This window comes from Sulfurospirillum diekertiae (genome assembly GCF_002162315.1).
In the GTDB taxonomy this organism is placed as follows: Bacteria; Campylobacterota; Campylobacteria; order Campylobacterales; family Sulfurospirillaceae; genus Sulfurospirillum.
The window spans coordinates 1,560,244-1,586,601 of record NZ_CP021416.1; the positions used below are offsets into that span (position 1 = coordinate 1,560,244).

At 35.9% G+C, this 26,358-nt stretch carries 24 protein-coding genes, 2 tRNA genes and 2 pseudogenes; 15 read left to right on the forward strand and 13 right to left on the reverse strand.

Going from position 1 to position 26,358, the window contains the following annotated elements; genetic code table 11:
- Positions 1-134: 134 nt before the first annotated feature.
- Positions 135-434 carry a hypothetical protein gene (locus Sdiek1_RS08010; protein WP_025344716.1) on the reverse strand — a complete coding sequence of 100 codons (300 nt, stop codon included), beginning with the start codon at positions 432-434 and terminating at the stop codon, positions 135-137.
- A 264-nt stretch (positions 435-698) separates the two neighbouring features.
- Between Sdiek1_RS08010 and Sdiek1_RS08015 the strand changes: the two genes are divergently transcribed.
- From Sdiek1_RS08015 to Sdiek1_RS08030, 4 genes are all read left to right on the forward strand, one after another.
- Positions 699-917 (forward strand): helix-turn-helix domain-containing protein, encoded by a 219-nt coding sequence (locus Sdiek1_RS08015; protein WP_025344717.1) that lies wholly within the window; start codon positions 699-701, stop codon positions 915-917.
- Positions 918-1,969: 1,052 nt separating this feature from the next.
- On the forward strand, positions 1,970-2,197 hold the full coding sequence (locus Sdiek1_RS14860) for a hypothetical protein (RefSeq protein WP_025344718.1): 228 nt from the start codon (positions 1,970-1,972) through the stop codon (positions 2,195-2,197).
- Positions 2,198-2,435: 238 nt separating this feature from the next.
- Positions 2,436-2,912: a hypothetical protein gene (locus Sdiek1_RS08025; protein WP_025344719.1), complete on the forward strand. Its 477-nt coding sequence runs from the start codon at positions 2,436-2,438 to the stop codon at positions 2,910-2,912.
- Between the two features lie 245 nt (positions 2,913-3,157).
- Entirely contained in the window at positions 3,158-3,436 is a 279-nt protein-coding gene (locus Sdiek1_RS08030; protein WP_202819545.1) for a M48 metallopeptidase family protein, read from the forward strand.
- Between the two features lie 23 nt (positions 3,437-3,459).
- Here Sdiek1_RS08030 and Sdiek1_RS08035 read toward each other — a convergent pair whose 3' ends face one another.
- From Sdiek1_RS08035 to Sdiek1_RS08050, 4 genes are all read right to left on the reverse strand, one after another.
- A complete protein-coding gene (locus Sdiek1_RS08035) occupies positions 3,460-4,491 on the reverse strand; it encodes a hypothetical protein (protein ID WP_025344720.1) in 1,032 nt (343 codons plus the stop codon).
- Positions 4,488-5,024 (reverse strand): hypothetical protein, encoded by a 537-nt coding sequence (locus Sdiek1_RS08040; RefSeq protein ID WP_069478043.1) that lies wholly within the window; start codon positions 5,022-5,024, stop codon positions 4,488-4,490. Before Sdiek1_RS08040 ends, Sdiek1_RS08035 begins: the two co-directional genes overlap by 4 nt.
- 73 nt (positions 5,025-5,097) lie before the next feature.
- On the reverse strand, positions 5,098-5,535 hold the full coding sequence (locus Sdiek1_RS14795) for a hypothetical protein (protein WP_145923246.1): 438 nt from the start codon (positions 5,533-5,535) through the stop codon (positions 5,098-5,100).
- Positions 5,536-5,613: 78 nt separating this feature from the next.
- Positions 5,614-5,817 (reverse strand): helix-turn-helix transcriptional regulator, encoded by a 204-nt coding sequence (locus tag Sdiek1_RS08050; protein WP_025344723.1) that lies wholly within the window; start codon positions 5,815-5,817, stop codon positions 5,614-5,616.
- A 295-nt stretch (positions 5,818-6,112) separates the two neighbouring features.
- On the opposite strand from Sdiek1_RS08050, the gene Sdiek1_RS08055 reads away from it, so the two are divergent.
- Positions 6,113-6,520, forward strand: a complete 408-nt coding sequence (locus tag Sdiek1_RS08055; RefSeq protein ID WP_025344724.1) for a helix-turn-helix domain-containing protein — start codon at positions 6,113-6,115, stop codon at positions 6,518-6,520.
- 4 nt (positions 6,521-6,524) lie between these two features.
- Entirely contained in the window at positions 6,525-7,082 is a 558-nt protein-coding gene (locus tag Sdiek1_RS08060; RefSeq protein ID WP_025344725.1) for a hypothetical protein, read from the forward strand.
- 25 nt (positions 7,083-7,107) lie between these two features.
- Here the strand turns inward: Sdiek1_RS08060 and Sdiek1_RS08065 are convergent, their stop codons facing one another.
- The 4 genes and pseudogenes from Sdiek1_RS08065 to Sdiek1_RS08080 all read right to left on the reverse strand — a co-directional run bounded on the left by Sdiek1_RS08065 (position 7,108) and on the right by Sdiek1_RS08080 (position 8,967).
- Entirely contained in the window at positions 7,108-8,037 is a 930-nt protein-coding gene (locus Sdiek1_RS08065) for a tyrosine-type recombinase/integrase (RefSeq protein ID WP_087438655.1), read from the reverse strand.
- Between the two features lie 72 nt (positions 8,038-8,109).
- Positions 8,110-8,235, reverse strand: a pseudogene (locus Sdiek1_RS15685) (Arm DNA-binding domain-containing protein); the annotation flags it as partial.
- 286 nt (positions 8,236-8,521) lie between these two features.
- Positions 8,522-8,606: transfer RNA gene (locus tag Sdiek1_RS08075), tRNA-Leu, on the reverse strand.
- Positions 8,607-8,688: 82 nt separating this feature from the next.
- Positions 8,689-8,967 (reverse strand): HU family DNA-binding protein, encoded by a 279-nt coding sequence (locus Sdiek1_RS08080; protein WP_087438656.1) that lies wholly within the window; start codon positions 8,965-8,967, stop codon positions 8,689-8,691.
- A 165-nt stretch (positions 8,968-9,132) separates the two neighbouring features.
- Here Sdiek1_RS08080 and Sdiek1_RS08085 point away from each other — a divergent pair, with 165 nt between their 5' ends.
- The 5 genes and pseudogenes from Sdiek1_RS08085 to Sdiek1_RS08105 all read left to right on the forward strand — a co-directional run bounded on the left by Sdiek1_RS08085 (position 9,133) and on the right by Sdiek1_RS08105 (position 17,147).
- Positions 9,133-11,805, forward strand: coding sequence for a flagellin N-terminal helical domain-containing protein (locus tag Sdiek1_RS08085; protein ID WP_087438657.1), 2,673 nt, complete (start codon positions 9,133-9,135; stop codon positions 11,803-11,805).
- 192 nt (positions 11,806-11,997) lie between these two features.
- Positions 11,998-12,381, forward strand: coding sequence for a DNA translocase FtsK 4TM domain-containing protein (locus Sdiek1_RS15215; protein WP_238098882.1), 384 nt, complete (start codon positions 11,998-12,000; stop codon positions 12,379-12,381).
- Between the two features lie 139 nt (positions 12,382-12,520).
- Positions 12,521-14,002, forward strand: a pseudogene (locus Sdiek1_RS08095) (DNA translocase FtsK); the annotation flags it as partial.
- Between the two features lie 31 nt (positions 14,003-14,033).
- The gene (gene acnB, locus Sdiek1_RS08100) at positions 14,034-16,592 is read left to right on the forward strand and encodes a bifunctional aconitate hydratase 2/2-methylisocitrate dehydratase (protein WP_087438659.1); all 2,559 of its coding nucleotides are present in this window, start codon (positions 14,034-14,036) and stop codon (positions 16,590-16,592) included.
- A 123-nt stretch (positions 16,593-16,715) separates the two neighbouring features.
- Positions 16,716-17,147 carry an FKBP-type peptidyl-prolyl cis-trans isomerase gene (locus tag Sdiek1_RS08105; RefSeq protein WP_238098884.1) on the forward strand — a complete coding sequence of 144 codons (432 nt, stop codon included), beginning with the start codon at positions 16,716-16,718 and terminating at the stop codon, positions 17,145-17,147.
- Here Sdiek1_RS08105 and ppsA read toward each other — a convergent pair.
- Positions 17,144-19,525, reverse strand: coding sequence for a phosphoenolpyruvate synthase (gene ppsA / locus Sdiek1_RS08110; RefSeq protein WP_087438661.1), 2,382 nt, complete (start codon positions 19,523-19,525; stop codon positions 17,144-17,146). The genes Sdiek1_RS08105 and ppsA overlap by 4 nt on opposite strands.
- Before the next feature lie 150 nt (positions 19,526-19,675).
- Complete coding sequence (locus tag Sdiek1_RS08115; protein ID WP_161492015.1) at positions 19,676-20,413, reverse strand: MipA/OmpV family protein; 738 nt, start codon at positions 20,411-20,413, stop codon at positions 19,676-19,678.
- A gap of 136 nt (positions 20,414-20,549) precedes the next feature.
- On the opposite strand from Sdiek1_RS08115, the gene Sdiek1_RS08120 reads away from it, so the two are divergent.
- Positions 20,550-21,434: a helix-turn-helix transcriptional regulator gene (locus tag Sdiek1_RS08120; protein ID WP_087438663.1), complete on the forward strand. Its 885-nt coding sequence runs from the start codon at positions 20,550-20,552 to the stop codon at positions 21,432-21,434.
- Positions 21,435-21,438: 4 nt separating this feature from the next.
- Here Sdiek1_RS08120 and Sdiek1_RS08125 read toward each other — a convergent pair whose 3' ends face one another.
- On the reverse strand, positions 21,439-22,665 hold the full coding sequence (locus Sdiek1_RS08125; protein WP_087438664.1) for an MFS transporter: 1,227 nt from the start codon (positions 22,663-22,665) through the stop codon (positions 21,439-21,441).
- Positions 22,666-22,723: 58 nt separating this feature from the next.
- Positions 22,724-22,801: transfer RNA gene (locus Sdiek1_RS08130), tRNA-Pro, on the reverse strand.
- Between the two features lie 114 nt (positions 22,802-22,915).
- On the opposite strand from Sdiek1_RS08130, the gene Sdiek1_RS08135 reads away from it, so the two are divergent.
- The 3 genes from Sdiek1_RS08135 to trmA all read left to right on the forward strand — a co-directional run bounded on the left by Sdiek1_RS08135 (position 22,916) and on the right by trmA (position 26,342).
- Positions 22,916-24,430, forward strand: a complete 1,515-nt coding sequence (locus Sdiek1_RS08135) for a B12-binding domain-containing radical SAM protein (protein WP_087438665.1) — start codon at positions 22,916-22,918, stop codon at positions 24,428-24,430.
- Positions 24,431-24,454: 24 nt separating this feature from the next.
- Entirely contained in the window at positions 24,455-25,165 is a 711-nt protein-coding gene (locus Sdiek1_RS08140; RefSeq protein ID WP_087438666.1) for a DUF445 domain-containing protein, read from the forward strand.
- Between the two features lie 73 nt (positions 25,166-25,238).
- The gene (trmA, locus tag Sdiek1_RS08145) at positions 25,239-26,342 is read left to right on the forward strand and encodes a tRNA (uridine(54)-C5)-methyltransferase TrmA (RefSeq protein WP_087438667.1); all 1,104 of its coding nucleotides are present in this window, start codon (positions 25,239-25,241) and stop codon (positions 26,340-26,342) included.
- Positions 26,343-26,358 lie beyond the last annotated feature (16 nt).

Below are 26,358 nucleotides of genomic sequence, written 5' to 3' on the forward strand. Positions count from 1 at the left end.
ATAATGCAAAGTCAAGCGGGTAAATGCCGATAGAATAGGGCTTAGATGCATTGTTGAGCGCTTTGATTTTTGAATAATTTTAGCTATAATGGCGCACGCACGCACTCCTGCTAAGAGAAATTTAAGCTCTTTTTTCATTTTTTCAAAAGGGTATCATTTAAATTCTCTTGTTTTTTATCACCTAAATCGTAAGAGGGTGTTATAACACTATGATAAAGCCCATGGCTTTTTACCCAATCGTATAAACACTTTTCACAAATATCCATGTTGAGTCTACTTATATCTTCCAATAAGGCACCGTCATACCCAAAGGTATGCTCACTGTGTATCAACTCTTTATGCAAGCTATTACTTTCATAATGTTCACCACAGACATCACACCGTATTTGGTTTAAGACATCCACTTCTTGTAACTCTTTTTTAAAATAATGCATGAGCTCTTCTTGCTACAGAGCATGCACAAGATGCACAATAAACTCAACACTAATGACAAACAGTGCATAATGATGCTCTCTAGTAATCAGTTTTCGCTCGTTTATTTTTTGTTTCATGTTCGTATTCTCCTTGTGTTTTAGTACAGTAATTATAAAATAAATTCGAAAAAAATACAAGAGCCTAAATATTTAAATAAATACAAAGAATAATTATAATATAATTATATAAGCATAAAAAGCACTAAAAGTCAAGCAAGGAAAACCATGGAGCGAGAAAAACTCAATACACTTTTTAAACACGCAGGCCTCAGTAAAAAAGAGTTTGCTCAAAAGCTATCAATGAATTACCAAAGTGTTAACCAATGGGAATCTACCCAAAACGCTCCTTTATGGGTATGGTCTTGGTTAGAGAACTATGCTAAAGCGAGAAAGTTTGATGAAATGATGGCATTAGGGAAAAGTATGGAGGAGGGTAAGCGATAGATTTCTTTATTGCTCGTCGTCTGTCAATAATACTATTAAAGCTTTTTATAGAACACAAAATCCCATATTAATGCAAAATGCTTTGATGCTTTAAAAGCTGAAGCGAATAGTTATAAAGAATATTCATTTATAGTAAAAACATTATTGAAAAACAAAGAAATTCTATAACAAAACCTAGCAGTGAACGCATGGCGTCACTGAAGTAAAACATTAAATGATAAAACTACTATCACATCATAAAAAATCATAACTCTCCTTATGTTGTATTAACTACACTCTGCGGTTGTAGTGACCGAAAACTCAGTTGAATATAGTCTGCACTTTTATAGCATTGCATCGTGCTTGATAGAAGCTTTCTATCCCCTTTGAGAGCGAAGGTTGGCGCGTTATGTAACGTAATGTACATAAATGATACGCGTGTAGGCTATGCGCGTAACACCTAATAGCTAATTTGTAGCTATATAACAAGAATAGTAAAATAATAAGATAGTGAAAGTATAGCATGTAAATAAGTCTCTCTTTGCCTTTTTACCGTTTTGGTATAGAAATAAAAATGCGTTTATAAAGATAATAAATGCTTATTGGCGGGCTTTAAAACAAAAAAAATACAATCACAATTTATAATTATTCAATACTAAAATTCAATTATTTTTTCAACGTTTTATATCGATTGAACATGCTATTACAAAAATATTATTAAATATATCAGTAAGAAGACTAAGTACTATATCTTAAAACAAACAATGCAAAAGTAAAATAAAAATTACAAAATTCAATTTGGAGTATTTTAAATTTGCAAGTAAAAAAAGTTTTTTGACTTTATAATAACTATCAATATGACATTGAGTATCTTAATAATACAATGTAAGTAAATATATTTATCAGGAATAGGTACAGTGAACTTTGTACGAGTGCCGATGAACTTCAAGGCAGAATGGATGCAAGTGAGTATAAAAATTATATATTTACTTTACTATTTTAAAATATTCACAGATAAAAAAAGATGATGCAAGCAGTTTAATAGAAGTGCCAGAAAGTGCAAGTTTTATGATATGGAAAAGCTTGTAGTTGACAAGATCAACAAAATCATCTCAGCTCTTGCAGAAGCAAATAACTTAAAATGTGTCATCGATAAAGCTGATTTTAATGACAAAACTAAGCTTGGCGATTGCAAGAACTCTATCAAAATATTTAACAATCTTGAGCTTGATGGCAACACCGCAGAAGGCAATGATATACTTGGTAATACGCTACTTTGCAACAGAATGTGGCAAAAGTAAAAGACAGTTTTATAGACCATCTGAAGTCTCCAATATTATATCGCAAATTATCGTCATAAAGAAAAATACCACTCAAAATCAAACGATTTATAAAACAAAACATGTGGAAGTGTGTCGCTCTTTTTAAAAGCCTTTTCTAATTCTTTTAAATTTAAGTTTATTTTAACATTCCTATGAGACATTGGTTAGTTCTTTTATCTAAAATACTATTGATAAAATTTATTTAAAGGAACTTACCATGAAAAAGACGCTTAGTCTGCTTGTTAGTAGTGTTGCGCTATTGGCTGTAACAGGAGGTGCATTAAACGCATCTGAACAAATTGCAAAATATGACAATTTAAATCATGTTGTCAACCCGGATGGCAAAAAGGCATATGTCTTAAACTATGTTGAAACAGCGGATGGAAAGCCTGATAAAAAACTAACAATTAATATTCCAGAACTTCCCTACAAAGCCAGCTTCAATTTATGTCCAAATGTTGAAGAAGCAGATAAATGCAAAGGGTCTGTCTTTGTTAGAAAAAATGACGCTGAATTTTTAGTAGACTACAATGTAGTATTTTTAGACAGCATGAAAGACAAAAAACCAGCTATAACACAAATTGAGAGTACAGAGGTCCCAATGGCTCTAAATGTCAAAAGCGATGAAGAGGAATTGTTTCTTTACCAAACATTGAGCGTTCACAACCGTTATTGGATGTTAAAAAACAAATAAAACCTTGTGAAGAAGTGGGTTTTAACAAGAAAGAGCCTGCTTCTTTTTAAAACATTGCTCTTACCTTTCTATTTTTCTATTTTAACATCGTTTTTAAGCCATAAAACTTAATCAAAAGTGCCGTCCCTCTTTTTGAAGACTTAATATATCAATACATTCAGATTATGATTGTGTACTTGAAGATGAAATACTCACGCTTGAGAGTTACAGATTTATTATGCGTTTAAACTTTAAAGCTTGAAATTTTGAATCAATGGATAAACAACTCATCAGAAACTATTTCATCATTAGCGGCAAAAGAGCGATTGATTAGCAAAAAGTGTATTAAAAAGAAAAAAATACTCTTAAATTTTGAGCTTGCAAAACAGCCTATTGAGTGTATAAAATATATCATCGTTCATGAGATGATTCATCTACTTGAGCGATACCACAATGATAATTTTAAATCTTTGATGGATAAATATATGCCAAATTGGATTGAGAGAAAAAAACTCCTTGAATATTATCCTCTTTGTTGCTGTTGATTGAAATAATTATACTGGAGTTTTTACCCTAAATAATGCTCTGAGATATTAGCTCTTTCATGTTTCATGGCCCAAGAAACCTCCTGAAGAGCTTGTACGTAAGAAAGCCCACCAATAACTTGAATTTTAAAAAATCGCTCTTGTGCGTAATTCCATCGTAATCCATGAGTCGCATCATATTTTTGCCCTGTCTGATTTGCTGCTTTTTTAAGAGCTAATCGATACTTATTTTTATTAATAATGAATTTTGAGTGTTGTATAAGATAAGCTTTTAGCTCTTGATAAGTTTCAACTTTAACCGATAAGTTCCCTGGCTTTCCTCCTTTCTCAACATCAAATATTCTTCCTTTTTGCATAGCCTCATATGTGTCGTATTCGTAGCCTTGCAGTTGAGGCACGCTAGAGTATGTATCATCTACTCTTGCATACTCAATAGTGTCACTTAGCGTATTATCTTTTAACTTATGCGTTTGCACTCTCATATATTCATCAATACGTAAGACCCCTTCTAATCTAGCCCCTGATTCATATTGAATTTTTGCAGCAAGTTTGTACAAAGGATCTTCAATAGCATTAATAAGTGCTTTGGGGTTTTCATAAATGCGTGAAAAGTTAGGATCAGCACTGGTCTCTATCACGAGTTTGTGTTTTCTTGCATCATTAAGGATGGTTTGGCGAATGCTAAAATCGTATACATAGTGCGTATTCGTTGCATATCTTTGTTGTTCTTCAATAAATTTCTCATGAAGCATTGTTAATGCATGTTCAAGCTTACCAATTGCGCAACTAATGGTTTCAAGATATTGTTCACTTACTCCTTGAAATACCTTTTTCATCATAAAGCCCATGATATACTCTGGGGTAAGCTTTTGAAGATCTTTAATGCCATAGTTGTCTTTTACATAATTACCTAATTGATTCCATATCTCTCTATATGTTTGAATCGTCCTAGTATTGGCTAGCTCTCCAGTTTGTTTTTGAAGAGCCTTGGATAGTCCTGGATGAAAAATGACTTCTGAGAGTAGTCCTGTTTGGTATTCAATTTTACTTCTCATTCGTACACCTTAGGTGTTTTGAGTTTAAATGATTTTTCACTGTAAAAACATTCGACACTTTCATTGAGTGCTTCTTCAACGATTGTCCCACTATGTAAATAGTAATGCAATTGTCTTACCAAAATACGACATTCAACTTTACATAATGTTTCAGCTAAGATAAAATTCTTTGCTTTCCTATCAAACACTTCGATACAAATATTGGTTGGCTTTTTAGGGTGCAAATAGAGCTTGATTCCATTCGCTCTTTCATAATTAAATATGGCATAGTTCTTTTGACTCATAAGCTGGGAATGGATAAATGCCAGTAGAATCTCTTGAAAATGAATAATGAAGATACGATTCACCAAAGGTGTTGTTCTCCAATAAAGTGTATCTATTTCGTAATAGGGATGACTTTTTTGTAACACATACCCACTCTCAATTTTTCCATTTTTCCCAGCACTGGTTGGGATAATCTTATTTTCTGGGATTTCTATTCTATCTGTAGCAAGATAAAACTCTTGAATCAATGGTATTACATGTAAACTCATACGAACTCCTTATATAGTTTTTTTGTAAAGATAAAACCCTATAGATACTATTCGTTTTAAAAAGCATAATTTTTTAAAAATCACTCTTTACTTGCCTTACAGCATATTTAAGATCTTCAACTTTTTGTTTTATGTTGGGATAAAGTCTGGCTATAAGAGTATGATCTACTTTGAAAGAATGGTGTTTTGCTAAAAAGGCCTTTACTTTTGGAAAACTAAAATGTTCTTCTTTAACTAAGCGATAGACCAAAGGGGCATAGTGTCCTAATAGCTTAGACGACTTGGTAACCTTTTTCTTTTTGTGGGCTGCTAATGTCACTTTTATTTGCATGTTAAATTTCTCCTCTAGGGTAGTTAATTCCTTTGAATGCTTTTTTGCAGAACCAAGGTGTAAGGTATGGTAATGTGCTTCAAGGGAGAATAGAAGCGCACTATGTAAAAGATGAGAGCGATTTAGCTTAGAATCATTTCGTGATTTAAGAGCGTAGTAACGCTCTAAACTATTTTCCAAAATTTCACATTGCGTTACATCTGGTATTTTTGAAAATTTCCGTAAAAGCTGCTCTTGGGTATATGTTTTCAAGAAATATTATTTAGATTTATTTTGTAGATTTATTTCATAAGCTATAGGATCTTTTAAATATTCCATTAATTCACTTTCCCTCCACCGTGGGCTCCTAGAGCCTAAATAGATGGGAGAAGGCGCTTTTTTTAATTTCATTAGATTGCGCCAGCTACCTTCTTTTTTATTAACTATTTGAAGTACATTTGCAAGACGATATAATTTATCCATTTTTTATTCCTAGTATGATATATTTTTTACAAAATAAATCTGCATTTATTGCGGTATAATATTGTATATTTTATTAATATTAGCTTATAAATGCAGTTATTTGCATATTTTACGGTTTATTTATACTACTTTAACTATTTAATTATATGATATTGTCTAATACTTCACTTAGATGATAAAACTTTTTTATCATTCCTTGCCTTTTTTGTGATATAATGATGTAATTAAGAATTTAATGCGCTTTATTCGCGGTATATTATTGTATTTAAATTTAATAAGCTTTAAAAGGGGATATATGCAGTTTAATGCAAATTATTTTATCGACCGATTACTTGATTACTATAAAGTTGCAACCATTGTTGCACTATCTTCTAAAATGCAAATATCGCAACAAACTATAACGTCATGGCGGACACGTAATTCTGTTTCAGCAATTCGTAAAAAGTGCCGAGAATTAGGTATTTATCACGATATTTTTAATAATTTAATATCTTCAAACAATAATTTTCAAAATGCAAATTTAAGTGGCGGTGCTACTGGAGTTGAAATTGGCTCCATAAACAAATCAATTCATTCTATTGCGAATAATGATTTTGGTTGTGATGATCTTGTCAAATCTCTTGTTAAAGAGCTTTGCAAGAAATATAAAGACGATATGGACACTCTTAAAACTTTATTGTTTCAACTAACTCTCCAGAAGTAAAAAAATGGATAATTCAGATATTACTACTTCTATTGATACGATAAAGAATGATTTTAGAGATGCAAATTTCCAAGATGAATCAGCAGGGGTTAAATTAAATAATTGCAAAATCAACTTATTGACTAATCAATTTAATTTCCCAAAACTTCATTGCATCTTTGATAAACCAAAATTTGATTCTCAAAAATTTATACAAACTGGGGCACATACTCTTGTCTATTTTTTAATTATTATTGTTAGTGCTTTTTTGATTTTAGTAACTGTATTCGATTCGCAATTTAAAAATTTAAAAGATTTAGAACCTTATCTTGTAAAAATTCTAATTGATTTAATTATGTTGGTTTTGGTACTTGTGGCTTTTTTTGAGGTTTTCTATCGAAAATATAAAATAAATTTTTCAAATAAGCTATGCTCTATTATTAGAAAAAGTTTTCTTTTCTACATTTTACTTTTTACTTTTTTAACATTATTATATATTTATTTTGGTTTGTACAAGTTTGCATTGCTATTTTTTATGGCCGCCACATACACTTTAGTTATTTTATTTCTGGTAAAAAAATAACTATAGTAGTTTTAAATTAATTTGTTTAAATACTTAACTTCAACTGGTCTAAATAATCACTCCACCATTGCATTAATATCTTTCTTTCTTTTAAATATTCAGCATGATTGTATGCGGCTTTTACACCAGAGCGTTCAGCGTGAGCCAATTGCCTTTCTATAGCATCACTATGAATTCCATGCTCACTGATTTGTTCATGTAAGATTGTTGAAGCCATTGCGCGAAATCCATGATAGACAATTTCTTCTTTTGAATATCCTAACCGTCTCAGAGCATAGTTAAGCGTGTTTTCACTCATTATTTTTATATTAGAGATTGAAGAAGGGAAAACATATAGACTACAATGTGCATTAATTGAATATGCGTGTTTCAAAATTTCTATTGTTCGATCTGTAAGTGGAACAATATGAGGAGCTTTCATTTTCATTTTAGCTGCTGGAATTCTAATTTCTCTTTTTTCAAAATCTATTTCTTTCCACTCTAATGATCTTATATTAGAAGACCGTAAAAAAATATAAGGTGAAATCATCAAAGCTAGTTTAGTGTTAATATCACCTTTGTAGCCATCAATAGCGCGGAGGAGGGCACCAACTTCTTGTGAATCTGTTATTGTTGGGAAATGCCTACGCTCTTGCGCTTGAATAACCATACTTTTTTCAATATCGGCAATAATATTATGCTCAACAATTTGCATAGTAACAGCATAACGCCAAATATTATTGAGCATGTTTAAAACTCGATCAGCTACTTCAAAAGCACCTTTATTTTGGATTTCTTTTAATATAGCTATTACTTCTAAACGACTAATTGTTTTGATATCCTTTTGCCCAATACTAATATATACATGATTAACTAAAAAGCTTTTTTTCTTTTGAATAGTTGTTTGAGCAAGTTTTCCAGCTTTTATATTAAACCATTCTTCTGATATATTTTGTAGAGTTGTACAATGTGCCAATTCTTTTTTATTATCTTTACGCTCTTGAGACGGATCAATGCTCTTGAATATTTTTTCTTTTGATTCCTGTCTTAACTTTCTAGCTTGTGCAAGTGTTATTTCTGGATATGTTCCAAAAGAGATTGTTTTTCGTGTACCTTGAAATCTGTAATCAAAACCCCATCTTTTATTTCGTTCTTTTTTAGACCAAATAATAATATATAGTCCATCACCATCATAAAGTTTATAGTCTTTTTCTTTTCGCTTAGCATTTTTTTATCTGCATCTCAGATAGCGGTATAATCGACTTAGCCATGATAAATGACAGTACCTCACTTTATTTTTTTTGTAATTGTAGCATGTACTGTCAAAAATACTGTCATATATTTTGAATGTCAGTAAATTTATCTGATGTTATTTGAAGGTAAATAGAGCACATAAAGCGCTATTTAAAAGGGTTTTATGAGGTTAAATGAACTTTTATGATTGTGTTTAAAAGAAGAGATGGTACCTGAGGCCGGACTCGAACCGGCATATGTCTCCATACTAGATTTTGAGTCTAGCGCGTCTACCAATTTCACCACTCAGGCACTGTAAATAAGAGTTGGAATTATACAAAAAAAAGCTTAAACATCAGTAAAACTGAATGTCTAAGCTTTTTGAGGTGAAGAATTAAGCTTTTGCTACAACGTCTTTAAGTTTTTTACCAACTTTAAATTTGACAGCTGTTGTTTTAGCAACATCAACGACTCTGTTTGTACCAGGAACTCTAGCTTTTCTAGCTGCTCTTGTTGCAGTACTAAATGTACCAAAACCGATAAAGCTTACGTCTTTGCCAGCAACTAGTGCTTCGCTGATGGCTTCTAAAGCTGCATCAATAGCTTTTTGACTATCTTTTTTAGAAAGACCCGCTTTCTCAGAGACCGCTTGGATAAATTCCGCTTTTTTCATTGCTCATTCCTTAATATAAAGTGTTTGTGTGAGGATTGTACAATTTTTTTTTAAAAAAAGACAATAATTTTTTTTAAAAAGTTAAAGAATATGCCCAAAAAGTCGATATTTTATACAAGGAATTAAAATTGCTTAGGTGATTAAAGAAAATCTTTGGAGTAAATCATGAGAATCACAAATTCACTTTTATTTAACACGTCAATTCGTAACTATCGTAGCGCTACAGAGAAATTGTACAATATTAATCAACAAATTGATAGTAAACTAAAGATACAAAATAGCTATGAGAACACAAGTGTCTATGTAGATGCAATGCGTCTTAGTAATGAAGTCGATACATTGGACCAATCTAAACAAAGCAGCTCCAAGGCTAAGACATTTGCAGACAATACAGATTCTGCGTTAAGTAGCTTTACTTCATCCTTAGATCAATTCAAATCAAAACTGGTTCAAGCATCAAGCACTTCCAACTCAACAACAAGCTTACAAGCACTTGCCAATGACTTACAAGGTATTAAAGATAATTTAGTGAGTTTGGCAAATACTTCTGTTAATGGACAATTTTTATTTTCAGGTTCAGCATTATCTCAAAAACCAATTGCAAATGATGGTACGTATCGAGGAAATTCAGAAAATTTAACCGCAGTGATAGGCTCAGGTGTTCAACTTCCCTATAATATTACAGGACAATCTCTCTTTTTAGGAAAAGATTCAGACTACAATAGAGTCGTTTCCACCAATGTATCAATGTATAATCAATCAAAATTACATCCTGATATTATGACTACAAACAGTCAAAATACTGCCTCTTCTCAAGTATATTTACAAGAGTCAGACACCATTAGAGATCTTGTTGGTGATACTAACAATAGTGCAACAGACGATGGTAAAGCGGTATTCTATCTTTCTGGTAGAAAAAGCGATGGAACGACTTTTTCAAATGTACTCTCTCTCGATACAAGTTCAAAAGTTTCTGATTTACTCCAAAGTATTGGAAATTCTTACGGTAATACAGCATCCAATAAAGTAGTTGATGTGAGCATGAATGCTCGAGGACAAATTGAAGTGAAAGATCTCAAATCGGGAAGTCAGCTTTTAGATATGAATATCTTTGGAGCCATTGATCGAAATGCTCTCCCTGGTGAGACAGGCAATGCAAAACAAATTATGAATGTAGATAATTTATTGACGCAACCAAATGTGGACATCATTGCATTCAACAAAAGTAACTACGAAACAACTGCATCAAGTCCTGATTTGACGATGCGTTCTGTTTCAGTGACTACAGGTACATTTGCCATAGATTTTCCTATGCAAAATAAAACTGATTCCAGTATGACATCGACAACACTTCTGAGCAGTGTTTTTCCTTCTGATGTTGACCATTTAGATTTTGGTGCGACATCGTTTTCAACCAGTGGAAAAACCGTACAAGATTTGATGACAGCAGTTGAAACAGAATACGGGTTAGCGGCGGGTTCTGTTACTGTTTCCAACGGACGTATGTTGGTAAATGATCCTACTAATACATTTAATACCGTTATACAACCGAAAAATGCCTCCAATGTCTTAGCCCATGGTGATTCAATTCCTGACGCAATGAATTATGCGCGAAGAGGTTTTGAGAAAGACGGCAGTACACTTTCAAGCAATATTTCTCAAGTGATAAAAAGCACAAGTGATTTTGCAACGTCAAGTACAAAACTTGTTGATGTTGCAGGTGTTAATAGTTTGAATGGTAAACAAATCGTTCTCAATTTTACGGATAAAAATGGCGTACAAAGAACAGGAACGCTTAATTTAGATATTTCTAATACAACCTTTTCAGTTGATCTTGATGGCAATGGTGTTGCAACATCAGATCCTACCAATCCTGCATATAATCCTCTATCACCCAATGAAACCTTTTCTATCTATAATGGTAGCGGTGATCCTTTAAATTTAAATACAACTGCTGATAATATGACCTATCAACAGCTTAATGACCTCATTAGTATGGCAACTTCTGGTAATCTACCTAAACAAGGCGTTTCAACGGCTGCACAAACAGCCATTAATAATGCCATAGCTTTTGGTGTTGCAGGTGATGCTGCAAACCTTGCAGCACAAACAACTATTGCAAAAACGGGTATTTCTACCGAAACTGCTGGTTACATTCAAAAAGCTATTGATGCTGGTATTATCAGAGATAATCCTGCCTCTTCTCCTGCTGAAGTCACCAAAGCAACAAGTGATTATAACAATGCTATCGGCAATGCAAATCTTGCTGAATATAATTTTGCTCTAAGCACTGCAAAAAATAGTGTTGATGTAAATCTCGATTCTCAAGGTAAAATTGTTATCAAAGACAAAACATCGTCTGCATCGAAGATTGATTTTACAATGTATGATGCAAGTGCTACTGACTTTACAGGTGTCGGGAGTTCTGCTCTTACCTTTATGGCAAATAATTCGGTAACAATCTCTAATCCATCGATTGATATGTTTAAGCAACTTGATGAGATGATAGCAGCAGTGCGTACTGGTACATTTCGTATGGACTCAACATCGGATGATCCACGCAATATAGGTATTCAAAATGCATTAACACAGCTTGATCATATTGCAGATCATGTAACAAAAGCGCAAACAAAAATTGGTGCGTTAACAAATGCATTAACGGATGCAAATACACGCTCTGAAATGCTTAGCGTTAATGTAAAAGCTGTCCAAAATAGTGTTATTGGGGTTGATACAGCAGAAGCATACTTAGAATTTCAGTCAATCAATACTGCTTATCAAGCAATGTTATCGACTATGTCGAAGATAAATTCAATGTCACTGTTAGATTACATGTAATAATTTGTTATAATATCAATACTATTATTACATGTAAAGGATCTATTATCTTAAAAGAGACTTTTTTTATTATTTTTATTGCTATTGTCCTTTTCTTAGGCGTAGCAACTATTTTACCTGATGCTTCTGTAGTTGGAAAATTTGGCGCATATCTTGGAAAATTAAATCAAAATACGTTTGGTTATCTTGCTTTTGTCTATCCATTTTTGTTTGATTTTACCTTCTTTTACACTTTACAAAGAGAGTAAACTTACAGAACGTCGTATTGGAGTCTTCCTTGCTTCAATGATTCTTCTATTTGCTTTTTTAATGGCTCAATCTATTATTATCAAAAACGAATTACATGGTACGTTTGGTCGATCAATCGTTGATATGTTAATGGCTTCTATTGGTATTATGGGAGTCTGGCTTTTTATTGTTGCTATTTTTTTACTTTCAATGACACTGCTTGTTGAGTCAAGCATTAGTGATTTTCTAACCTTTATGAAACCAGCATTTACCAAAACAAAAATTAAAGAGTATAAGGGTGAAGAGGAAGAAAGGTCTGTTGCAGAAGAAAAAAAAGACAAAAAATAGTAAAAAACAGACATCTCTTAGTGAGCATAAAATCATTTTAAATGATGATATTCCAGATGAAAATCCAGCTATTATCGCGCCTCTTTATCCTGAAAATGAAGAGCCTCACAAGCCACTTGTTCGCCTTAAAAGTGCTAAAAAAGTCGAGATATTAAGTGAAGTAGCGGAGAATACCAAGTTACTTTCAGAAATTGATCAAGGTGAATGTGACAAACCCAAAGATTTTAAACTACCACCGCTCTCTTTTTTAGCCAATCCTCCTGCAAAAGCGATACATGTAAACGAGAGTGAGATTGATCAAAAGATTCAAGACTTATTAGAAAAACTCAGACGTTTTAAAATTGAAGGTGACGTGGTACGTACGTATTCTGGTCCTGTGGTCACAACCTTTGAATTCAAACCAGCACCTCATGTAAAAGTTTCGCGTATCTTAACCCTTCAAGATGACCTCGCAATGGCATTAAAAGCGAAAACAATTCGTATTCAAGCTCCAATTCCAGGCAAAGATGTTGTGGGAATTGAAGTACCCAATCAAAAGATCGAAACCATTTATCTCAAAGAAATTTTAGAAAGTGACATCTTTAAGAAGTCTTCATCACCGCTAACAATCGCGCTAGGTAAAGATATTGTTGGCAATGCTTTTGTCACCGATTTGAAAAAGTTACCACACTTACTGATTGCAGGAACAACGGGTAGTGGTAAAAGTGTGGGTATTAATGCAATGTTACTTTCTCTTTTATACCGCAATTCACCCGATACGTTACGTTTTTTGATGATTGACCCTAAAATGTTGGAATTTTCGATTTATAATGATATTCCTCATCTTTTAACACCTGTTATCACAAAACCTAAACAAGCCATTATTGCTCTTGCCAATATGGTCAGTGAGATGGAGCGACGTTATCAAATTATGAGTCGTTCTAAAACTAAAAATATTGAAAATTACAATGAAAAAGCCAAGAGTATTGGCGTCGAACCACTTCCTTATATTGTCATTATTATTGATGAATTAGCAGACCTTATGATGACCAGTGGCAAAGATGTTGAATTTTATATAGCACGTTTGGCACAAATGGCACGTGCAAGTGGAATTCACATTATTGTTGCGACACAAAGACCATCTGTTGATGTTGTAACGGGTCTTATTAAAGCAAACTTACCTTCTAGAATTAGTTTTAAAGTAGGGCAAAAAATCGACTCAAAAGTCATTTTGGATGCCATGGGAGCTGATTCATTGCTTGGAAATGGCGATATGCTTTTTACCCCTCCAGGCACTTCTGGACTCATCCGTTTGCATGCTCCATACACCAGTGAAGATGAGATTGACCGAGTGGTTGAATACCTCAAGAAACAGCGCCCAGTCGTATACGATGAGAGTTTTCTTAAAGAGAGTGAAGAGGGCTTTTCTTCTTCATCAGGAAGCAAAGAAAGTGGTGAATTGGATGAGCTTTTTGATGACGCAAAAGCCATTGTCCTTAATGAAAGAAAGAGCTCAATTTCTTATATTCAAAGAAGATTAAATATTGGCTATAATAGAGCCGCAACGATTGTAGAGCAACTGGAAGCCATGGGGATCCTTTCATCTCAAAATGCTAAAGGTCAGCGCGAAATCATTGTTTAACGAATCAATCACATACAAGGAGTCAGTCACAATGAGTTTTTTCCAAGCGTATGAAGCAGAAGTGAATGAAAGAGCAAAGTTAGGTGTTCCTCCTTTGCCTCTTGATGCCAAAAAAACAGCAGAGGTAGTCGAGCTTTTAAAAAAAGAGGAGGGTGATCAAGCCTTCTTAAGCGATCTTCTCGCAAATAGAGTTCCACCAGGAGTGGATGAAGCCGCTTATGTAAAAGCAGCTTTTTTGAATGATGTGGCTCAAAAAAAAGTTACATGTAAAGCAATTTCACCTGTTTATGCCATTGAACTTTTGGGAACTATGTTTGGTGGATATAACGTTCAACCTCTTGTCGATGCTCTTAGTTCAAAAGACGATGCCGTTGCGCGTGCAGCTTGCAATGCTCTAAAACATACTGTGCTTGTTTATAGCTCATTTAATGATATTGAAACTTTAGCAAAAACAAATGTCTATGCTAAAGAAGTGATGACTTCTTGGGCAAATGCAGAATGGTTTACAACAAAACCAACTATCTCAGAAAAAATTACCGTAGCCGTTTTAAAAGTATCAGGTGAGACCAATACCGATGATCTTAGCCCTGCAAGTGAAGCGTTTACGAGAAGTGATATTCCTCTCCATGCTAATGCAATGCTGGTTAAAAGACTTCCCGGTTCCAATGAAAAAATTAAAGAGTTGATTGCAAAAGGGTATGAAGTTGCCTATGTCGGTGATGTTGTAGGAACAGGAAGTAGTCGAAAATCAGGCATTAACTCTATCCAATGGTGGATGGGACGTGAAATCCCCAACGTTCCAAATAAAAAAACAGGTGGTTTAATCTTAGGTTCGACCATCGCACCAATCTTTTTTAACACAGCAGAAGACAGTGGTGCATTACCGATCGAAGTCAATGTTGAAGGTTTAGAAACAGGCGATTTGATTGATGTCTATCCTTTAGCTGGTAAAATTGAAAAAAATGGTAAAGTAGTTTCAACATTTAAACTTTCACCAAATACCCTAGCAGACGAGTATCGTGCTGGCGGTAGAATTCCTCTTATCATTGGTCGAGGATTGACCACAAAAGCTAGAATAAGTCTTGGAATGGGTGCAGAAAATATTTTTGCAAAACCAGAACAACCAAGCGAACAAAAAGGGGTAGGGTATACACTTGCACAAAAAATGGTCGGACGTGCCTGCGGAGTTGAAGGTGTTCGTGCCGGTATGTATGTTGAACCACATACACTTACCGTCGGAAGTCAAGATACCACAGGACCAATGACCAGAGATGAGATCAAAGAACTTGCAGCCCTTGGCTTTAGTGCTGATCTTGTCATGCAAAGTTTCTGTCATACGGCAGCATATCCAAAACCGAGCGATGTTAAACTTCACCATACGTTACCCGCATTTATAACTTCTCGATCAGGTGTTAGCCTTAAAGCAGGAGATGGCGTTATCCATTCCTGGCTTAACCGTATGGTCCTTCCCGACACAGTAGGAACGGGTGGAGATAGCCATACTCGTTTCCCAATTGGTATTTCGTTCCCAGCGGGTTCTGGTCTCGTTGCCTTTGCTGCCGTTACAGGGAGTATGCCTCTTAATATGCCTGAATCAGTCTTGGTGCGTTTTAAAGGTGAAATGCAACCAGGTATTACCCTTCGTGACCTTGTCAATGCTATTCCTTACTATGCAATTAAAAAAGGGTTGCTCACTGTTCCAAAGAAAAACAAAAAAAATATCTTTGCAGGACGTATTTTAGAGATCGAAGGGCTTCCAAAACTTAAGGTTGAACAAGCGTTTGAGCTTAGTGATGCAAGTGCTGAGAGAAGTGCAGCAGCATGTGCTGTAGCATTGGATGTTGAGCCAATCGTTGAATACCTTAAATCGAACATTACGTTGCTTGAAGCAATGATTAAAGCAGGCTATCAAGATGCTAAAACTTTGCAAAGACGTGCCGATAAAATGAAAGCATGGATCAAAGATCCTAAACTTCTTAAAGCGGATGCCAATGCACAGTACGCTGAAGTCATTGAAATTAATCTTAACGAAATCAAAGAGCCAATTCTTGCTTGTCCAAATGATCCCGATGATGTTGCAACCCTCAGTGAAATTCTTGCAGATGATAATCGCCCTAAAAAAATCGATGAAGTCTTTGTTGGAAGTTGTATGACAAACATTGGTCACTACAGAGCCCTTGGTGAGGTTCTTCAAGGCGAAGGAAAAGTTCCTACTACCCTTTGGGTCGCACCACCTACCAAAATGGATAAAGATCAACTGACAGCTGAGGGTTATTATTCTATTTTTGGTACTTCTGGTGCTCGTATTGAAATTCCAGGTTGTTCTCTCTGTATGGGTAACCAAGCCAATGTTAAAGAAGGTGCTGTTGTCTTTTCAACATCCACCAGAAACTTCGATAACCGTATGGGACCAAACTCTAAAGTTTATTTGGGTAGCGCAGAATTAGCAGCTCTATGTGCACTTCTAGGTAGGCTTCCAAGTGTTGAAGAGTATATGAGTTTAGTGCCTAAAAAATTGGCGGGTAAGACCGATAAAGTCTACAAATATCTCAATTTTAATCTCATAGAAAATTACGAACTCGTCAATTAATACCTCAAAAGCCACTCAAAAAGAGTGGCTTTTACTTTTTACATGTAAGGACTCTTTTGACTATACAAAAAAAATTGTATCGTAACACTCGACTACACTGTTTTTGACACTGAGAATAACCTTTTGGACAGTGGCGCACAATCACTTGTGTATCTTCATGGCGGATACGGTGATATATTTGAAAAAATTGAAAAAGCCTTGGAAGGCAAAAGTGTAGGAGAGAGTATTCATATGCAATTGTCTCCTAAAGAAGCATTTGGTGAGTATAAACAAGAGCTTGTATTGGATGAAGAGCGAAATATGTTTGAAGATGATCTTGCAGTAGGGCAAAATGTTGAAATGGTTTTTAGTGAAGATGCCGATGATGAGATGATGCTTTCGTATACAGTCATTGAAATTTTAGAAGATCGCGTTATCTTGGATGCAAATCATCCTCTTGCTGGTGTAACAATCATATTTGATGGAACGGTCATTGGTCTGCGCGAGGCCACAACTGATGAAATTGAGAAAAGACTCTTCAGCCACGAAGAGTCCTTATCTGCCATGCAACATTAACGCAATTTTTCTTCCAAATTCTCAACCACTTGGTGCATTTTATACAGTGAATCAGGGTTTAATGAGATCGAATCTATCCCATTTTTAACTAAAAACTCCGTAATTTCAGGATAATCAGAAGGTGCTTGCCCGCAAATACCAATGTATTTTTCTCTTGCTTTACACGCGTCAATCGCCATTTTTAGCATTTTAGTCACAGCTGGGTTGCGTTCGTTAAAAATATGAGCAATCATTCCACTTTCTCTATCCACACCTAAGATAAGTTGGGTAAGATCGTTTGATCCAATCGAATAGCCATCAAAGATATTTAAAAAGTCATCGGCGATGATGACATTGGCAGGTATCTCGCACATCGCGTAAATTTTAAGTCCATTCACACCTTGTATTAAACCTTGGGTATTCATGATGCCGATAACTTTCTGCCCTTCTTCAGGTGTACGTACAAAAGGAAGCATGATGACAACATTGGTAAGCCCCATATCATCTCGTACACGCTTGAGTGCTTCACACTCCCACGCATAAGCCTCCTTGTAACTTTCATCATAGTATCTACTTGCTCCACGAAAGCCTATCATTGGATTTTCTTCGACTGCTTCGAACGCCAGACCTCCTAGCATATTGCGATATTCGTTGCTTTTAAAATCACTGGTGCGAATGATGACGGGTTTGGGATAAAACGCCGCGGCAATCATCCCAACACCTTCACTGATTTTTTGGAGAAAAAACTCTTTAGCATCGGTGTAGGGGCTCATAAAAGCTCTAATGGCATCCTCATCTTGCACAGGATTTCTTTTGTGCATATTCACCAGTGCCATCGGATGAGCATTAATGGAATGCGTCATTATGAACTCCATTCGAGCAAGGCCTACACCATCATTTGGCATTTTAGCAAGATTAAACGCTTCAGCAGGATTGCCCACATTCATCATTAGTTTGGTCTTCGTCTGCTTTAAAGAACTGAGGTCTATCGTTTTACATGTAAAGGCAATTTCACCCTCGTATATATGTCCTTCATCGCCCTGTGCACAACTAACGGTTACTTTTTGAGTATTGCTTAACACTTCGGTTGCATTGCCACACCCGACCACCGCTGGCACGCCGATCTCACGTGCAACGATAGCAGCATGACACGTTCTACTACCTCTGTTAGTGACAACGGCTGAAGCTTTTTTCATAATAGGTTCCCAATCAGGATTGGTTGTGTCGGCAACCAAAATATCACCTTCTTTAAATAAAGCAAACTCAGAAGTTTTATGGATAATTTTGACCTCACCACTGCCAATTTTTTCACCTATCGCACGACCAGAAGTGATAAGTTTTATATCTTTGGTGCGATTCAGCGTATATTTTTCGATGGTAATACTGTTTTGAAGCCGGCTCTGAACTGTTTCAGGACGTGCTTGAACGATATAGAGTTTGCCATCTAAACCATCTTTCGCCCACTCAATGTCCATTGGACGTTTATAATACTCTTCAATAATCAGTGCTTGATGCGCTAGAATCAACACTTCCGTATCCGTAATGGAAAAATGATTTTGCTCTTCCTCTGTTGTGGGAACATTGATAGTATGAGCTTCATCGCTGTAAAGCATTTTCTCTTTTTTACTGCCTAAAGAGCGTTTTAAAATGGTATTGATCCCTTTTTTAAGGGTTGGTTTAAAAACAAAAAACTCATCAGCATTGACTTTACCACTAACGACATTTTCACCCAATCCCCAGATAGCATTAATTAAAATAAGATTTTCTGAGCCGCTCTCTGTATCAATGGTAAACATAATACCACTACTAGCAAGATCACTTCGTACCATCTTCTGTATGCCAACAGAAAGGGCAACTTTAAAATGGTCAAACCCTCGACTTGTTCGATAACTAATGGCACGATCTGTAAATAACGAAGCGTAGCACTGTTTCACACTTTGTAAAAGTTTTTCAGATGTATTGATATTGAGAAAGGTCTCTTGTTGCCCTGCAAAACTAGCATCAGGTAGATCTTCGGCTGTTCCAGATGAACGCACAGCAACATCAATATGTTCTGAACCATATTCTTGAGAGAGCATATGATAAGCACTTTCAATCTCTTGGATAAGCTCAGTAGGCAGTGTTGAAGCCAAGATAAGCTCTCTGATGGCAAGACCACGCTTTTGAAGTGAAAGCGTATCTGAAATATCTAGGTTTGCTAAAAGCTTTTTGATTTTTTCTTTGATACCGTTTTCTTTAAGTAACAGATGGTAAGCCTCGCTGGTTGTCGCAAAACCATTGGGAACTTTGATACCTTTGGTAGATAGCTTTTGGTACATTTCACCGAGACTTGCGTTTTTCCCGCCTACAAGGGGAATATCGCTGATATGGAGTTCATTGAAGAAACGAATATAACGCATAATAACCTCCCATAAGAAAAGTTATATCTATGGTAGCACAAAATAGAATCAGGAGTGCTATAAAAAAGAGATTACATGTAAAGTGAAAATGAAGAGTATTTCAAAAGTCCAGAGGACTTTTGAAACAGATAGAAGCAAATAGCGACATCTTTAGAAGCTATACATGATAGACAAGTATCCAGCCACTTGATAATGGTCATCCACAATAGGGCTTTTATAAATTGTGCTGTCAAATCTCTTGTATTCGACATTAGCAATGATCGACCATGTCTCACTAAAGGCAAAGATTTGCGTTAAGCCAATAAAAGGGTTGAGGGCACCATCGGCATGGTAACTTGGACGTGCGAAGGTTGCCTCTTTATCTTTGACACCGTAGTAATAATTGCTTTTCTTATCACTGAGGTATTCTGCGCCCGCATAGAGTGACAGACCTGAATTTCTTGTCTCAAAAAGTGTGTAGTTATACGCTGCATTAAAGGTATAGCCATCTGTGGTACCGCTGACATCACGCGAAACAGTACCGCTTAAAAAACTATTCTCAAAATTGTATTTCATTCTGAGTCCGCCTTCTAAGGACATATTTCGATTGTCCATACCTTTTAACTCATTACTATCTTTGCCTTTATAGCCTGCAAGTACAGGAAGTAGGATAACTCCAACTTGTAAGGTTTTGGTATCGTAAAAATTGTATCCCATATTGATACCTTCAATAAAAGCACTTTTGTACGTAAGCTCAATATCGGGTAAGGGCATTGTAACACTTGAAACGCCTTTGTAAGGGCTTGTACTCGTTGTTGCGCCCACACCTACTTGGAGTGCCAAGTCATCACTGGTTGCACATAGGTGAGTCAGCAAAACACAGGACACTAAAATTAGCTTATTCTTCATCATCGAATCTCCATTGTCGTTTAAATGCTGAAAGTGTATATAAGCGTGATATTTTTTTATAGTAAAAAAGCGAACAAAGAGTTTGGCTATTTAGTATATAATTCGATGATTGTTTTAAGCTTTTTGAAGGAAGAAAATGTTTGTAGATACGGGAATGCCGCCTCATGGCGATTACACAAAAGCATTTCCAAAAACTCCATCTCTGTTACCTTATATTCATTCATATGTCTCTATCATCAGTGCAGTAGAAGATACCCGTGAGCAGTATATTACACGCTTTTTCCCCTCCTTTATGACGCAGTTTGTCTTTGATTTTTATGGAAGTTTGAATGAAGTTATTGAAGAAGGAAGTATACAGCTTGATATTGACAAAGGAACCTATGTAAAAAGCGGCATTGGCACATGGATGGACTTTTTTCAAAAAGAGAGTTTATCGTCTAAACGATTAGTCAAAAGCTTTAAAGTAACGCTCTATCCGCATGTCCTCTACGAAGTATTTGGTATTTCACCTTTTGAAATTCGAAATGAAGATCTGAGTATCAACGATATATGGGGAAAATACGAAGGAGAATTGCTTTTTGAAGAGTTAGAGTCTATGCCCACAGGAGATGGGATGATTGAAGTTTTTGAGCGTTATTTTATGAAGCAATTATCAAAAAAATATTGTTTTCAAAAAAATATTTCAAATTATCTTATGGGTGGACATGATTATCCTTCTTTAAAATTATTATCGCAAGAGTGCGGTTACAGTGAAAGGTGGATCCAGAAACAATATCTTGAAGTCTTTGGAGAATCCTTTAAGCACATTCATAATAATGCACGATTTATCAAAACATTAAGGATGATGAATAGCGCTGTTTTACGAGGTGAAAGTCATCTTAAATTTGTCTCCATAGCGTACGAGTGTGGCTATTTTGATCAGACACATTTTATTAAAGAGTTCAAAAAATTTACAGGACTCACACCCTCTTATTATTTCCATACATTTAGAGACAAAATTCCACTTTCGTGGCTTTGGTAACTATTTAAAGCGATCGCTTCTGCTTATACCAACTATTTGCACATACCCATGTCGTTCCTAGCAAAATAAGTGATGCGAACCAAAAAGAGGCATAAGGGTGTAAAAATTGGTTCATCCCATATGCGAGCATCGGTCCAAGCGCCGCACCAAAGTCAATGAGTAACGAGTAGGTTGTCATTATTTTAATCCTTGCTCCATTATTTGATGCCGTATCAGCAGCTAAAGCATCAGCAATAGTTGTAAGTGAAGTTGCTGTAGCTTGGAGTAAAAGAAGTATTCCAATCCATATCCAAAAAGGCAGATCAAAAGAGACCAACGCAAATGAAATACTTGCTAATACTGTTGAGATAAGAAGAAGAGGATATCGACCCACATTTCCATCCGTCAAACTACCAAATAAGGGAGCTAGAAATGGCTCAAATCCCCAACGAATCGCTTGCAATATGCCCGCAAGTGAAGAAGCTCCAATGAAACATCCAAAAATTAAGACAACAGAGCCGTTGTGAATTTCAATCAAGTATGAAAGTGTGGATGTTACAATTCCTTGATAAATCAAAGCAAAAAACATCCCAACACCTAAAACGGATAGGACATTACGATGCTTCCACAAAGAGAAGTGTCGCTCACTTTCGACATGCTCAGAAACCATCCCTTGATGGGTTGGCTTAATAACGATAAAAACAATAGGCAAACAACAGAGTGTTACAAGACTAAAAATAATTGATGTGGGCAATAAACCATAAATATCTGCTAAAAATCCTCCAACGAGCATTCCCACTAAACTTCCAAGGCGATACAATCCATTGTAAAGTCCCATACTTTTGCCTCTAGTCGTATCTGTAGCATATTCCAAAATCGTAAAATAAGCTCCTAGTCGCAAAAATCCCCACGCAATTCCCCAAAAGCAGCGTGCAATCAAAAGGGCAATAAAACCGTGCAGTAAACCATAGGAGAGGGTTGTTAAAAATGCCAATAATACAGCAATCAAAACACCGGTGCGCGCACTGATTTTCGTGTAAAGCCATCCAATAAGAGGATTCAGAGGAAGTCTGATTAAACGGTTAATGGAGAGTAAAATACCCACTTGCCATAAAGAGGTAAGCCCAGCTTCTTCAAAGTGAGTAGGTAAAACAACGTAGAGCATTGAATCCCCCACCAAACAAACAGCTGTAAGCAGGGCAATGATCACGATAGGTTTTTTGTGAAAAGTTTGAAGCGTTTCAGGTTGCATAAAAACCAGCTGTAGGAATGAATTTTAAGTGTATTAACAAAAGAAGCACACAATCAAATGGTCGGAGTGACAGGACTCGAACCTGCGACCTCTACCACCCCAAGGTAGCGCGCTAGCCAGGCTGCGCTACACCCCGACACATTTAAGAATTTTGATTTTAACCAAGATAACCAAAAAGTTTTATTATAATAATAGATCTATATTAAACGGATATACAACCGTTTTTATAAAAAATCAACAATGGCCCTTCATGAAAGAAATTCTTTTAACGACCTTTAATGCACGCTATACACATACATCTATTGCTCAACGCTATCTTTTTGCCAACCTTGAAGAGCTTCAAGAAAAAGCGAAAATTTTAGAGTTTGTCATCAACTCACAAGTCGCCGATGCCGCAGAAGAAATCCTTAGTTATAATCCAAAAATTGTAGGCATTGGTGCATATATTTGGAACGCTTTAGAAGTACAAGAGCTTATAAGTATCCTCAAAAAAGTAGCACCTCATATTCTCATTATATTAGGAGGTCCTGAAGCGAGCTATCTCCCTCATCGTGTTGATTTTAGCGGAGCAGACTACATTATTCAAGGAGAAGGTGACATCGCTTTTTATGAGCTGTGTAAAACGCTATTTGAGGGTCATAAACCAAATGAGCGCGTCATCAAAGCGCCGATGGTTCATTTGAATGCCATAAAACTGCCATATGACTACTACACAGATCACGACATCAAAAACCGTTACTGCTACGTTGAGGCAAGTCGTGGATGCCCATTTACCTGTGAATTTTGTCTTTCATCTGCTGATAAAAAAGTGCGAGATATCGAAATAGAACGTTTCATTGACGAACTGGAAAAGCTCTGGCAAAGAGGGGTGCGTAATTTTAAGTTTATTGACCGTACGTTTAATCTGAGCATCGAAAATGCCACCAAACTACTGGATTATTTCCTCTCTAAAACCGAAACGTATTTTGTCCATTTTGAAGTGATACCTGACCATTTTCCAAGCTCTCTTCGAGAAAAAATAGCACAGTTTCCTCCTGCAGCGCTGCAACTCGAAGTGGGTATTCAAACGCTTGATCCTGAAATCTCTAAAAATATTCATAGACGCCTCAACATTACTAAAATCGAAGACAACCTTGCCTTTCTACAACAGCAAACGCATGCGCATTTGCATGTGGACCTCATTATCGGTTTACCAGGAGAAAGTTTAGAAGGTTTTGGTCGCAATTTAGACAAGCTTTATTCGCTGACACAGTGTGAGATTCAAATCGGCATCCTCAAAAAACTCTCAGGTACAACTATTTCGCGTCACGACGAGATCTACGGTATGAAGTATTGCGATAAGCCACCCTATGATATTTTGCAAAACAACCTTATCCCTTTTAAAGAGATGCAAAAGATGAAGCGTTTTGCTCGCTTTTGGGATATGGTGTATAACAGTGGTAATTTTAAGAAGAGTGCAATACACTTATGGCATGATGGCAAAGTGTATGATGGCTTTTATGCTTTTAGTGAATGGCTTTATACGCAAACAAAGTCTACATGGCAGATTTCATTGGATCGCCTAGCGGAGCTTATTTTTCGCTATCTTTGTGAAGAGCTAGGACATGAACGTGAGTTTATTAAAGGAATGTTGATAGAAGACATTATGACCATACGTGGACGTAAAATGCCTTCTTTTTTACGCGAAAATTACGTTCAAGAGGAAGTGCATAAAGAGGGTACTTCAAAACTTAATAAACGCCAGTTAAAACATGCCACAGTATAATGGCAATTTTTTTAAGGAGAAATAATGAAAATTGATAAAAGTTGGTGGACGGATATTATAAGTGTCAGTTTGATTGGAGTTTCATTTTTGATACCAGCGCCTTATGCGCATTGGTCACTCTTAACAGGACTTTTCGCCTTTTCAGGCGCAGTAACCAATCAAATAGCGATTCATATGTTATTTGAAAAAGTACCTTTTTTATATGGAAGTGGCGTTATACAGTTGCAATTTGAAGCCTTTAAAGCTTCGATCAAAAATTTGATGATGGATCAGTTTTTTACTAAAGAACAGTTGGATGCTTTTTTTGCAAAAGAAGAAAAAACGCTTGATTTAAGCCCAGTGATTGCAGAAGTGGACTTTTCTCCTGCCTTTGATGCACTGACTAAAACGGTGATGGAGTCCTCATTTGGCGGAATGCTCGGGATGTTTGGAGGTGCTGGCGCATTAGAAGGACTTCGAGCGCCTTTTAGTGAGAAACTCAAAGATTCTATCATTGAAATTAGCGAAAGTAATGTATTTCAACAAAAAATAGCACAAACTATACAAAATTCATCACTTACTGATGATATGCTTATTACCATAGAGCAGATGATTGATGCAAGGCTAAATGAGCTGACACCACAGATGGTAAAAGAGATCGTACAAAATTTCATTAAAGAGCATTTAGGTTGGCTAGTGGTTTGGGGTGGTTTTTTTGGTGCATTGATTGGTCTGCTTTCAACATTGGTTATTTAAGTATCGCTATGCAGATTTACAAAGTTTAAAATACATATAATTATATATAAAATAATACAAATAAAGGAGTTTTATGGAGTGTTCTTATTTTGGGGAATGTGGTAGTTGTACACTTTATACATTGGACTATAACGCGCAGTGTGCGCATAAACAAGCACATATGCGTATGTTATTTGAACCTTTACATGTAAAAGCATTTGACTTCTTTGATTCTCCTTCTGAACACTACCGTGGGCGCTCTGAATTTCGTATCTGGAAAGAGGGTAATACTCTTCGCTATGCCATGGGAACTATGGATAAAAAAAGCACTGTTTGCATTGATGCGTGTCCGAAAGTGGAAACAAAAATTTATACTTTGATGCCTGAACTCTTGAAAAAAATTGAAAACTCTGCGATGCTTCGTGAAAGACTTTTCGCTATAGAGTTTCTTGCTTCCTCTAAACATCTTTTGGTGACGCTCATCTACCATAAACCTTTACAAGATGAGTGGGACGAGGAAGCCAAAATGCTGGAAAATATGTTTGGAATTTTTATCATTGGGCGCAGTCGTGGTATTAAACGTGTGCTGAGTCAAGATTTTGTGGAAGATCATCTTGAAATCGCAGGAAAAAGCTATTGTTATCACATCATTGAAGGTGGTTTTTCTCAACCTAATCGTTTGATGAATCAAACAATGATTGGCTGGGTATTAGGTCATCTTGAAAACTGTGAGGATTTGTTGGAACTCTATTGTGGTTATGGTAACTTCACGATTCCAATGGCTCAAAAATTTCGTAAAGTTTTAGCAACCGAGATTTCTAAAACATCCATCAAATCTGCACTCATAAACTGTGAACTCAACGATGTTCATAACATTGCTTTCTTACGCATGAGTGCAGAAGAGCTGACATCTGCACTAAAAAAAGAGCGCGAATACAACCGCTTGTCGGACATCAACCTTGAAGACTACAGCTTTAGTCATGTCTTTGTTGATCCACCCCGTTCTGGTATGGATGAAGCCAGCCTAGCGTTTATCTCTCAGTTTGAGAACATCATTTACATTTCGTGCAATCCAGAAACGCTTAAGCGTGATTTGGAAGTTTTAACGTCTCAGTACGCCATTCTCCATTTTGCCCTGTTCGATCAATTTCCGAACACTGAGCATTTGGAGTCTGGCGTCATTTTAAAACGACTTTAACCTTTTACATGTAAAA